The organism is Streptomyces sp. NPDC059169, from assembly GCF_042755225.1.
Taxonomy (GTDB): Bacteria; Actinomycetota; Actinomycetes; order Streptomycetales; family Streptomycetaceae; genus Streptomyces.
Map to the genome: position 1 here is coordinate 254,983 of NZ_JBHZCF010000011.1, position 11,321 is coordinate 266,303.

Sequence of the window (11,321 nt, forward strand, 5' to 3'; positions counted from 1 at the left end):
CCACGCCCGGATGGTCCGCTCCACTCTGCCGCACGGTGACCTGCCGGGGCGGGGGACGCGCGGGCCCCGGGGGGAACGGGCTCGCACGGGGCAGCCGGTGTGCTGCCTCGTCCGGGGGCCGCACGCGGTGGGGCCCGCGGCGCCACCCGGACTCACGCCACCAGGTGCGCCGTGTAGTCCTTGACCGGGATGGCGCGGGCGGCCTTCTGGATGTCCTCGCGGACCTTCTTCGCGACGAAGTTCTTCCACGGGGTGTGCGGCAGGATGCGCAGCATCCACATTCGCACCGCGATCTTGCGTGGGGAGGAGAGGGTCATCTCCTCGGCGAACCGCTCGGCGAACCGTTGGTTGAGCGCGATGCCCGGCCGCATCACCCGCTCGTACGCAGCGAACGCCGCGCGGTGGTCGCCGTGCGCCGCCGCGAGCTCGCCCGCCAGGACGTACGCGCCGGTCAACGCGAGCCCGGTGCCCTGGCCCGAGGCGGGAGACGTGCAGTGGGCCGCGTCTCCGAGCAGCACGACCCGTCCCTTCGACCAGCGGTCCATCGTGATCAGGGCGAGCGCGTCGAAGTAGAAGTCCTCGGCCGCGCGGGCGTTGTCCAGCATGCGCGGGACCATCCAGCCGTCGCCCTCGAAGGCGTCGACGAGCAGCCGGCGTTGCCCGGCGGTGTCGCGGTGGTCGTAGGCGAGTTCGGGAGCGCGGAAGACGAGGAAGTTCTTGGCGTCCGACTCGCCGCTGGAGCTGTAGGCGCAGACCAGCTTGCCGGGCAGCGCGTGGTACGTCTCCCAACGGTCCAGTGCCAGGTCGTTCGGGGCGCTGAAGATCGAGATGTAGGCGCCCAGATGCCGCTTGAACCGCCGCTCCTCGCCGAAGACGAGCCGGCGCGTGTTCGAGTGCATCCCGTCGGCACCGACGACGAGGCCGAAGCGGCGGACCGCACCGGACGCGAAGGTGACGGTGATCCCGTCCGCGTCCTCGTCCAGTGCTGCGATGGAGTCGCCGAAGACGTACTCGACGCGGTCGTGTGTCTTCTCGTACATGATCCGGGCGAGGTCGCCGCGCATGATCTCGTCATCGTCGCCTTCGCGGCCGCCGAAGACCTCGGCGGGTAGTTCGGCGAGAGTGCGGCCGCGGTCGTCGACGTAGCTGCCGCCCCGCATGCCGGTGGAGCGGGCCCGCACGTCGTCCAGGACGCCCATGCGTGCGCAGATGTCGATGGCGTCGCCGCGCAGGTCCACCTTGTAGCCCCCGGTGCGCAGTTCGGGCGCGCGCTCCACGACGGTCGGGGTGAAACCGTAGCGGTGCAGCCAGAGCGCGAGCGCGGGCCCCGCGATGCTCGCGCCGGAGATCAGCACGGTGCGGTCGGTGTGCTGGCCGGGGTGGGTGGGGAGGCGCCGGTCCGTGTGGGGCTGGGCGTGCGACATCTGGAACTCCCGTGAGGTCGGGCGGCGCAGGGTGCGCCTGCAGACACCGCGACTATACGGTTGTTCCATACGTTTGTATATGACGTTTGTTTAAATCCGTGGGTGGTGCGGCTTTCAGTGGTTCCTGCCGAGCACCACCGTCCCCGCCGAGCAGAACCAGCCGCCCGTGCCCGAGGCCACGGCCAGCTCGGGCGGGCTGCCGTCCCTCCGGAACACCTGGTGGCCGCCCGCCTCCCCCCTCAACTGCCGGGCGGCCTCGACCAGCAGGAACAACCCGCGCATCCCCGGATGGCAGGCGGAGAGCCCACCGCCGTCGGTGTTCACCGGGAAGGCCCCGTCCAGTTGGAGGCGTCCCTTCTCCACGAACGCCCCGCCCTCACCCTTCGCGCAGAAGCCCAGGTCCTCCAGCGTCACGAGCGTCATGTACGTGAAGGCGTCGTAGACCTCCGCGATGTCGATGTCCTGCGGGCGGACGCCGGCCCGCTTGAACGCGAGCCGGCCCGAGACGGCGGCGGGGGAGACCGTGAAGTCCTCCCACTCCGACATCGTGCTGTGCGAGACGTGCTCGCCCGTCCCGAGGACCCACACCGGGGGCTTCGCCGTGTCCCGTACGTACTCCTCGGCCGCGAGCAGCACGGCGCAGCCACCGTCGCTGCGGATGCAGCAGTGCAGCTTGGTGAACGGATCCGCGATCAGCGGTCCGGCCAGGACCTCGTCCACGGTGATCGGATCGCGGAACATCGCGTCCGGATTGCGCGATGCGTTGGCGCGCGCCTGGACGGCGACTTCGGCGAGCTGCTCCGCCGTCGTGCCGTACTCGTGCATGTGGCGGCGGGCCGCCATCGCGTACTTGGCGACCAGCGTGTGTCCGTAGGGGACTTCGAACTGCAGCGGCCCGCGGGCCCCGAAGGACAGGTTGGAGGTGCGGCGGCCGGCCCGGACGTCGGAACGGGCGGTCGATCCGTAGGCCAGCAGCACGGCGTTGGCGTGACCCGCGGCGATGGCGTCCGAGGCGTGCGCGGCCATCACCTCCCAGGTCGCGCCGCCGACGGCGGTGGAGTCCACCCATCGCGGCCTGAGGCCCAGGTATTCGGCGACCTCGGCGGGTGCGAGCGTGCCGAGTCCTGCGGAGGCGAACCCGTCGACCACGGACCGGTCCAGCCCCGAGTCGGCGAGGGCGCGGCGCGCGGCCTGGGCGTGCAGGGCGTAGGGGGTGGGTCCCTCGATCCGACCGCAGTCCGAGAGGGCTGTGCCGACGACGGCGACCTTGCGGGGGCCGCGCACGGTGGTGGCCATGTATCTGACGGTACATCAGAAAGCTGCGCCGGGAGAGGGGGCGGTTCCGTCGCCGGGTGGTGCCCGAAGGGCTCACGGCCGACCACTGGGTGATCCCGGGGTTCGAGCGTGGCGCTGTCCGTGCAGGGCAACTGCGGCTCCGTCCGTAGGGCCTTCGCCCCTTGGGGTGTCGTGCCGACGTTCCCCTGGTCGCGCTGGTCCGTGACCGCCGGCCCGCCGCCGCCTTCGTGCCGGCGGGTTCCCCGCGTCCGGCGGCCGCCCCACCCGGGTTCCGCGTCGCCGTGGCTGTGGTCGCGGTGTGCGCGGCGGATTGGACGGGGGCGGGGCCTGGGCATCTCGTCCGCCCCGACTTAGCATGACGCTCCGTCAGAAACTGGAGGGGAGCCGATGGACGCCGCCTTCACACCGGAGCAGACCGAGATCCGGCGCACCCTGCGCACCCTGCTGTCCCGGGCGGCGACACCGGGGCCACCGCAAGGCGGTGCGGACGGCCCCGCCCCACCCGGACCCGACGATCCGGGCTACGACCGGGCGCTCTGGAGGCAGTTGTCCCGGCAGCTCGGATTGCCGGGACTCGCCCTGCCCGAAGCCTACGGCGGCGCCGGGGGCGGCGTCCTCGAGCTGGCGCTCGCCTGCGAGGAGGCCGGGCGGGCGCTCGTACCACTGCCGCTGTTCGCGACGGCCGGGCTCGCCGCGCCGCTCATCGGAGCGCTCGGCACCGAGGGGCAACGATCGGACCTCCTGCCGCGCCTCGCCGACGGCTCGCTCACCGCGACCCTCGCCGTCGCGGGCGGCGGCCTCGCCACCGCGCTCGCCCTCACCGGTGACCGCGCGGGCGGTGCATGGGCCGGCGGTGGCAGGGCCGGGGGCATCCAGGCCAGGCCCGCAGACGGCGGCGAGTGGCTGTTGTACGGGGAGGCCGGACAGGTCCTGGACGGCCACAGCGCCGGGCTGCTCGTCGTCGCCGCCCACACGGGCGGATTCGCGCGCAGCCGCACCCTGCTCTTCCTGGTCCGCCCGGCGAACGCGACCGGTCTGCGACGCATGCGCTGGACCGCGCTCGACGAGACCCGTCCCCAGGCGCGGATCGAACTGCGCGACACCCGAGCGGAGTTGCTCGGAGGGGGCGACGCGACCGACGGCCCTGCCACCGCAACCAGCGCCGCACTCTCGACCACCGGCCGCACGGTCGCCGCGCTACTCGCCGCCGAAGCTGCCGGTGCGGCTGCCGCAGCCCTGCGCCTCACCGTCGAACACGTCCGCATCCGTGAGCAGTTCGGACGTCCGGTCGGCGCCTTCCAGGCGGTCAAGCACCGCCTCGCCGATCTGTACGTCCACGTCCAGACGGCCCGCTCGGCCGCCTACTACGCGGCCTGGGACCCGGGGGCGGGCGGTCTGGCCCTCGCCCAGTGCCTCGAGTCGCTCCGCGCCGTCACCGGCGGGGCCATCCAACTGCACGGCGGCATCGGTTTCACCTGGGAGCACCCGGCGCACCACTACTTCAAGCGCGCGGCATCCGACGAGCTGCTGTTCGGGCCGGTGCACCGGCTGAGGGCGCACGCCGCGGAGGCGGCGGGGCTCTTCGCGCCCGGCGGTAGAGAGGCGGCGGGCGTCTGATGTCCCCGGTCCTCCGGCTGGTCCAGAAGGTGTCCTCGACCCGCACGTTCGCGAAGGTGGCCCCGTACGTCGTCCCGGCCGTGGACCGCGCGGTCCACCGTCTCACCGGGGGGAGGGTCCTGCTCAGCGCCAGGATGCTGCCGGGGGTCGTCCTCATCTCCCGCGGCGCGAGGTCCGGGCTGCCGCGCCGCACCCCGCTCGCCTGCATGGCGGAGGAACGGACCGGTACGTGGATCCTGGTTGGTTCGAACTTCGGCAGACCGGGGCATCCGGCGTGGACGGGGAACCTGCTGAAGCACCCCGAGGCGGAGATCAGCTGGCGGGGGAGCGACGTCCCCGTGCGTGCACGGCTCCTCGGCGGGACCGAGCGGCAAGCGGCCTGGCAGGCGGTGCTGACCTTCTGGCCGCCGTACGCGGCGTACCAGGCGAGGGTGGATCGGGAGATACGACTCTTCCGACTCGAGCGCAGGAAGTGAGGGGCGCCGGCGTCCGACGGCGTGTGTGAGCGCGGGGGCACGGGGGGCCCGGGATGTGCGTGGGCGCGGGGTGCCCCGAGCCGGGGACGTCGTGCGGGGCCGGCACGGGAGCGCCGACGGAGGGCCACCCTCGTGACCCGTCCGCCGGCGCGGCAGTACGCGTGACAGGACCAGGCATGGGCGCGCCCGTGATCGCGCCCGGCCTGCGACTCACCTACTTGACGGGCTTCTTGCCGGTGATGCCCAGGTGGACCAACAGGGCCAGGTTGGGCCGTAGTTCGGCCTGTTTGACGCCCCAGGTCTGGAAGCCCTTCTGGTGCGACGCCACCGACGCGAGCATCGCGACGAGGGAGCCCGCGACGGCCGCGGGACTCACGTCCTTGTCGACCCGGCCCTTGGACTGCAGCTCCTTCACGGCGTCCGCCAGGGAGTTGGTCACCGCGGTCAGGATCTTCATGCGGATCTTGTAGAACCGCTTGTCGCCCTCTGCGGCGCCGAGATCCACGACGCGCAGGATCGCGTCGTGCTTCCGCCAGAAGTCGAGGAATCCCTCGACGAGTTGTTCCGCGGTCTGCCAGCCTGCCTTGCCGACCCAGGAGCGGTCCGCCACGAGCTCCGTCAACACGGCGCCCTCGGCGGCCATTTCCTCGGCGATCTCGAGGACGGCGCCCTCGACGTCGGGGAAGTACTGGTAGAAGGTCGCGGGTGAGGTCCCCGCTCTGCGGGCCACGTCGATGACCTTGACGTCCCGGTACGGCGAGGTGCTGAGCATCTCGCTGAGGCAGTCGAGCAGCTTCTGCCGCGTCGCCTGGCCTCGTCGGCCGGCAACCCGGCCGTCGACGGTGCGTACTTGTCCTGTCATGCCGTCAGCTTACCGAGGGGTGATCGGCGCGCGATCTGGCCGACTGCAAATGGGGTGCTCCCTCGAATGGCGCAATAGTGTTATCAACAGCCTGTGGATAACTTCGGTGGACAACTCAACGAACAGCCCTCCCTGCGTGCGGCGGGCCGGCCGTTCCGCTTGACTGTGACCGCCGTCACTTTCTGTGCGTCTGTGATGAGGAAGGGGTCAGGAGATGGCCGCATTCACCGAAGGCATGCCGTGTTGGGTGGACGCGCAGCTGCCCGATCTCGAGGCCGGCAAGCGCTTCTACGGTGAGCTGTTCGGCTGGACCTACCGCGAAGCAGCCGCCGAAGGCCACGGCCACCATGCCGAGGCACTCCTCGACGGGCAGCCCGTCGCGTCGCTCGCCCCCAAGCGGGACGGCCGCATGCCCACCACCTGGGGCGTCCATTTCTCCTGCGACGACATCACCGCCACGGCGCGCAAGATCAGGAACGCCGGCGGGCAGGTGATCATGGCCCCCGTGCCGTTTGGGCGCGCCGGCGTCATGGCGCTGGCTGCGGACCCCGGCGGCGCGGTCTTCGGGCTCTGGCAGGCGGGTGAGCGATCCGGATTCGCGGTGCAGGGGCAGCCGGGGTCGTTCTGCTGGACCGAGGTCTACACGCGGGAGAAGGAGTCCGTCGACCGCTTCTACGAGGAGGTCTTCGGCTTCCGGGGCACCCCGCTCCCCGATGACACCGTCGACTACCTGATGTGGTCGCCCGCGGGGACGGAGCCGGGGGAGGAGAGCGCGATCGGCGGCCGCAGTGTGATCACCGAGGCCTTCCCCGCGGAGATGCCCGGGCACTTCCTCATCTACTTCGCCGTCGGGGACTGCGACGCCGCGGTGGAAACGGTGACCCGGCTCGGAGGCCGCGTCACGGCACCGCCGTTCGACATCCCGTACGGGCGCATGGCGGTCCTGACCGACAACCAGGGGGCCGCCTTCGCGGTTCTGGCGGAGCCGAAGGGCGATCCGGGGGCGGAGGACAGGGCCGAAGCCGAAGCCGAAGCCGAGGCCGCGACCCGGTCCGGAAGTACGGCCGGGGCAGACGCGGGGAGCGCCGCGGACTGAGCGTGCGGAGCCGGTTCGCCCGGTGTTCGTCCCGGGTCCGGTGGGGGGGGGGGGGGGGGGCCACCCCGGGAGGCAAGGTCCTGGATGAGACGGGCGGAACGTTCGCCCTTTTGAGGAATCGGGACCCCCCAAGTTCCCTCGGGTCCGGTCGGCTTGCTTCCCCCGTCCCCTCGGCACTATGGCTCTGCTCACGAGATGGTGGGCAGCACTTGTTCTCGAACAGGCATGACGGGCCAGATCTGCTTGTCGCCGCGCCAGCAGCCGTACTGCCAGTCTTCGGGCACGGTCTATCCGGCTTCCCCTCGGCGACGGCTGGCCGCCGAGCCCGCCCACATCCGCCGCACCAGGTCAGCGATCACCACCGTGAGTGCCGCGCCGGCGCCCAGGGCGAAGCCCGCCGTCACGTCGGTGGCCCAGTGCACCCCCAGGTAGACGCGGCTCGAAGCGACCAGGGCGGCCAGGCCGACCGCCGCGACCCACACCAGCAGCGTGGCGAGGCGAGAACGCAGGAGGCTGGCGACCAGGTAGGCCATGACCAGCAGCAGAGCGGTGGCGACGGTGGTGTGACGGGAGGGGAACGAGAAGCCGGTCTCCTGGACCAGCCGGGTGGCCATGGGCGGCCGGGCCCGGCCAGCCACCGTCTTCACCAGCGTCGCCAGGCCCACTGCGAGAGCGCCTGCCGCGCCGGTCACCACCGGCGCCCGCCATCCCCGCTCACGCCAGCCCACCACCGCCGCCAGTACGGCAGCGGCCACCATGAGCGGGATCTCGGCCGCTGTGCTGACTGCCTCCATCAGCCACGTCGCCGGCCCGCTGCGGTGCTCGACGGCCTCCTTCAGCGCGGTGTTGTCGATCAGCCCGGCCTGCCGGTCGGCGAGCAGATCCGCGACCTGGACGAACACGGCCAGCATCACCAGCAGCCCCAGAGCGGCGAGCAGCGCCTGCGCGATCCGGCGGGCATCAGGAAGACGGGACGGGAGGGCGGCTCGGGACAACGCGGAACTCCAAGGGGTCGAAAGGGCTGGACGGCTCGGCCCTGGCCGCAGACGGCCAGGACGGTGGCAGAACTGTAGCGGCCCGGCCGACCTGACCGTTTCGCAGGAATGTTACGGTCGTAACATGACACAGCAAGGACAGGCGCCGACTCGTCAGCGGTTCCTCCTGGTCACCGCCAGCACCGCGGCAGCCCCCGCCGCCACTCGTGTCCGGGCCTGGCGCAAGCTCCGATCGCTCGGCGCCCTCTACCTTCAGCAGTCGGTATGCCTGCTCCCCGCCCGCGACGGCGTTCGCCGCCAGGTCCAGCGCCTGCTCGCCTCGGTCCGCGAGGACGGCGGCACCGCGCGCCTGCTCACCGTCGCGGTCGAGGACGATGCCGAGTACGCCCAGCTGGTCGCCGAGTTCAACACCGAACGCGACGCCGAGTACGCCGAGGTCGTCGAACGCGCACCCACCCTGCTCGCCGAGCTGGAGCAGGAGACCGCTCGCGGCCGCGCCACCTACGCCGAGGTCGAGGAGTCCGAGGCTGACCTGGAACGTTTCGACAAGTGGCTCGCCAAGATCAAGGCCCGCGACTACTTCGACGCCCCCGGCGCCGTGGCCGCCCACGAGGCCGTTGAGCAGTGCCGCGCCGCGCTCGCCGCGTTCGAGGACGCCGCCCTTGCCGCCCAGACCGGCCAGCCCACCACCGACACCGCCCAGCTCCCGACCGCCGTACGCCTGCGCGCCGTCGACTGATCCGAAGGACACCGAGAACCATGTGGTGGCAGATCCTCGTCAGCATCGGAGCCGGCCTCCTGGCCTGTTGGCTCGCCTTGCTGATCACCCTGTTGCTGATCCGGCCCAAGGGCCAGCTCTTCGGCGAGGCCGTCCGGCTGCTGCCCGACCTTCTGCGGCTCCTCAAGCGTCTGGCCGCCGACCGCACCCTGCCCCGCGGTGTGCGTGTCCGCCTCGCCCTGCTCATGGCCTACCTGGCCATGCCGCTCGACCTGATCCCCGACTTCCTCCCGGTCATCGGGTATGCCGACGACGCGATCATCGTCGCTTTCACCCTCCGCGGCGTAGTACGTCGCGCTGGCATCGACGCCGTCCGCGCCCACTGGCCCGGCACCGACGACGGCTTCGCCGCCCTCGCCGCCCTCGCGGGACTCCAGGAGCACGGCCGAGACGGACTATGACGAACTGCGGGCTGACGTCAGCCCGGCCATCACACTCGTGAGACACAACGTGCCTGGACACGTGTTCCGCTTGCATAACGCAGTGGGGGCAGAACCCGCGGTGCAGGGTCGGCCATGTCGAGTACCAGGTTGGTGCGCCGCCTGGGCCGGTCCACTTCAGCCCGTCCTTGCGGAAGCCGACCCACAGTACGGCCGGCCCACCGGAGATCCGCGTTTCATGCCGGCAGGAACAGAGGTGCGGATCGTCCGGGTCGCCTACCACTTCGTAGCGGATATGGCCGCACAGGCACTGGCCCGTCCGAGTCTCCGGCGACTGAACCGGACCGGGAGTGACGGTCAGCGCCGTGCAGGGTGTGGTTTTGCCAACCTCTGTGAGGCGGGGTTGTACAGAGTGGCGGGACGATGCGCTGGTCATGGGGATCCTCGATTGAAGGTCGGTGTGGTGGAGGGGGCGGTGCGCTACCAGGCGGAAGGCTCTGTGAGTTCGGTGAAGGGCTGGCGCGAGGCGCGGGGGATACCGAGGTGCTCGCGGGCTTGGTGGACGGCGGCGAGCTGCTCTGCCGCAGGTGGGCCCCAGTCGAAGAGTTCCAGGGCTTGTTCCGGAGTGGCCAGGACCCGGGTGTAGCTACGGCCGGTGGCCGGGTCGGTCGACACGCGGCCGATACCGGTGAGGAGAGCGGCGTACCGGACGCAAGCGGCCGGCTGGTCGGGGTCGGTGAGGTGCCCGAGGAGCAAGGGCTCGCCGAGATCGGCGGCGGCCTCTTCGGCTGCTTCACGGATCAGGGTGGCAACGGGGTCGTCTTCGTCCTGGGGTTCGGGCGTGCCACCAGGCAGACAGGCTGCGCCCGTGTCGGGTTCGAGGAGGACGAGGACACGCCCGTCCGGGGCGAAGGTCCACGCCCAGGACTGGCGGACCGTGAGGCCGTCGGGGACGGGACGGGGATGGAAGGGGAAGTGGTGACGGGCTCGGTCGGTACGCAGGACGCCGGCCCGGTCAAGCACGGTGGGGGCGATCGGGAGTCCGTCCTCCAGGAACGCGGGTCCGGCGCCGTTGATGCGGGCGCGGAGCGCGGACAGGGCGCGGCGGGCGTCGCCCGGAGACATCAGAGCGGGCAGGTCAGCGGGTTCGACGAACTCGACGGCCTCGATCTCGCCCGGTGCGGGCCGGATCGCCGCGATCTGGTCCTCGTCCCAGACGCCGCCGTCGAAGACGTGCAGGAGCTCGCCGGGGACCTTCATGGCGGGGGGCGTTGTGCGGCCGGCGGGGGAGCCCCAGTCGACAGCCAGCCCGCGGTTGACGGTCGCCGTGACGCCGAGCTCCTCCTCCAGCTCGCGGGCAGCGTCCTTGGCGGGGGACTCGCCCTTGTCGACGGCGCCGCCGGGCAGCAGGCGGGAGGGCCGGTAGGTCACGCGCTGGAGCAAGACCTGCCCTCGCTGGTTGGTGATCAGCACGGAGGTTCCGGCCCACAGGGCGGCCGAGGCGCGCAACGCCCCATACGCCGCCTCGTTCATCGCCACACTGGGACGTTCGTCGGGCGCAGCAGTCGTAGTCATCGCAATCCGATCGGTGAGTGCTTGCTCGTGGGCGGTGAAGGGGGCGGCTGGCACGGGGCCGGAGTGTCAGATGATCAGCTGGGATGGGTTGCCATTCGTGGGGCCGGGGGTGAGGCGGGTGAAGTGCTCGGTCTGGATGATCTGGTTGCGGTCGGCTTCGGGAAGGCGGGCGAGGATGCCGGGCAGGGGCAGTTCGCGCGCGACCTCGCCGCGGTGCGCGAGGATCGTCGCCCACTTCACGTCGGCCCAAGGGGTGACGTCGACGCTGGTGGTCACGTACGAGTCCGGTACGGCAAGGACGGCCTTGCCCACCCCTTCGAGCAGCGGGCGGAGCAGGCTGACGCTGGACTCGGGGTGCGTGGCGGCGTACAGCGCGGCCAGATGCCAGGGCGGTCCCGCTTCAGGAGGCAGGTGGGCGAGGCCGGCCGCTTCGACGGCGAGCAGGGTGATCTGGTGGGTGCGTACGTGGTCGGGGTGGCCGGTCAGCTGGCCGACCGCGTCGTGGCCGATGACCACATCGGGCTTGAAGTCGCGGATGTGGGCGACGAGGCGGCCGACTGCTTCGTCGAGGGAGGCGTCGACGAGCCGGGGCCGGCCGGGGGCCGCCTCGGGGATGCGGGCGTCGTTGTAGCCGAGCAGGCGGGGGACATCAGCGCCCAAGACGGCTAGAGTGTCGGCGAGTTCGGGAGCTCGGCGGCTGTCCGGTGCCCAGGTGGCGGTGACGGCCGCGACTCCGTCCGGCCGGCCGAAGGCGGCCACGTGCGGCATGTGGCGTGCGGGCGGGGTGCTGGACCGCAGTTCGTCCAGGTACCGCTCGGGGCT

General features: G+C 71.7%; 11 protein-coding genes. 5 read left to right on the forward strand and 6 right to left on the reverse strand.

The window, feature by feature from the left end; all coding sequences use genetic code 11:
* Positions 1-152: 152 nt before the first annotated feature.
* Complete coding sequence (locus ACFXOM_RS22010; protein ID WP_384939334.1) at positions 153-1,424, reverse strand: FAD-dependent monooxygenase; 1,272 nt, start codon at positions 1,422-1,424, stop codon at positions 153-155.
* 114 nt (positions 1,425-1,538) lie between these two features.
* Positions 1,539-2,720, reverse strand: coding sequence for an acetyl-CoA acetyltransferase (locus ACFXOM_RS22015; protein ID WP_385038887.1), 1,182 nt, complete (start codon positions 2,718-2,720; stop codon positions 1,539-1,541).
* A gap of 387 nt (positions 2,721-3,107) precedes the next feature.
* Here ACFXOM_RS22015 and ACFXOM_RS22020 point away from each other — a divergent pair, with 387 nt between their 5' ends.
* Positions 3,108-4,337, forward strand: coding sequence for an acyl-CoA dehydrogenase family protein (locus tag ACFXOM_RS22020; protein WP_384947437.1), 1,230 nt, complete (start codon positions 3,108-3,110; stop codon positions 4,335-4,337).
* Entirely contained in the window at positions 4,337-4,813 is a 477-nt protein-coding gene (locus ACFXOM_RS22025) for a nitroreductase family deazaflavin-dependent oxidoreductase (RefSeq protein WP_384939340.1), read from the forward strand. The genes ACFXOM_RS22020 and ACFXOM_RS22025 overlap by 1 nt, the downstream gene beginning before the upstream one ends.
* Before the next feature lie 214 nt (positions 4,814-5,027).
* Here the strand turns inward: ACFXOM_RS22025 and ACFXOM_RS22030 are convergent, their stop codons facing one another.
* Positions 5,028-5,675, reverse strand: coding sequence for a TetR family transcriptional regulator (locus tag ACFXOM_RS22030; protein WP_384939342.1), 648 nt, complete (start codon positions 5,673-5,675; stop codon positions 5,028-5,030).
* A 214-nt stretch (positions 5,676-5,889) separates the two neighbouring features.
* Here ACFXOM_RS22030 and ACFXOM_RS22035 point away from each other — a divergent pair, with 214 nt between their 5' ends.
* Positions 5,890-6,771: a VOC family protein gene (locus ACFXOM_RS22035; RefSeq protein WP_385038890.1), complete on the forward strand. Its 882-nt coding sequence runs from the start codon at positions 5,890-5,892 to the stop codon at positions 6,769-6,771.
* Between the two features lie 287 nt (positions 6,772-7,058).
* On the opposite strand, the gene ACFXOM_RS22040 is transcribed toward ACFXOM_RS22035, so the two are convergent.
* Entirely contained in the window at positions 7,059-7,766 is a 708-nt protein-coding gene (locus ACFXOM_RS22040; RefSeq protein ID WP_385038894.1) for a phosphatase PAP2 family protein, read from the reverse strand.
* 124 nt (positions 7,767-7,890) lie between these two features.
* Between ACFXOM_RS22040 and ACFXOM_RS22045 the strand changes: the two genes are divergently transcribed.
* Together ACFXOM_RS22045 and ACFXOM_RS22050 are read left to right on the forward strand one after the other, a co-directional pair.
* Positions 7,891-8,505 carry a Chromate resistance protein ChrB gene (locus ACFXOM_RS22045; RefSeq protein WP_385038897.1) on the forward strand — a complete coding sequence of 205 codons (615 nt, stop codon included), beginning with the start codon at positions 7,891-7,893 and terminating at the stop codon, positions 8,503-8,505.
* A 20-nt stretch (positions 8,506-8,525) separates the two neighbouring features.
* The gene (locus ACFXOM_RS22050) at positions 8,526-8,945 is read left to right on the forward strand and encodes a YkvA family protein (protein ID WP_385038900.1); all 420 of its coding nucleotides are present in this window, start codon (positions 8,526-8,528) and stop codon (positions 8,943-8,945) included.
* 459 nt (positions 8,946-9,404) lie between these two features.
* On the opposite strand, the gene ACFXOM_RS22055 is transcribed toward ACFXOM_RS22050, so the two are convergent.
* Both ACFXOM_RS22055 and ACFXOM_RS22060 read right to left on the reverse strand, forming a co-directional pair.
* Positions 9,405-10,499, reverse strand: a complete 1,095-nt coding sequence (locus ACFXOM_RS22055) for an NUDIX domain-containing protein (RefSeq protein ID WP_385038903.1) — start codon at positions 10,497-10,499, stop codon at positions 9,405-9,407.
* Positions 10,500-10,565: 66 nt separating this feature from the next.
* Positions 10,566-11,267 carry a PIG-L deacetylase family protein gene (locus ACFXOM_RS22060; RefSeq protein ID WP_385038907.1) on the reverse strand — a complete coding sequence of 234 codons (702 nt, stop codon included), beginning with the start codon at positions 11,265-11,267 and terminating at the stop codon, positions 10,566-10,568.
* Positions 11,268-11,321 lie beyond the last annotated feature (54 nt).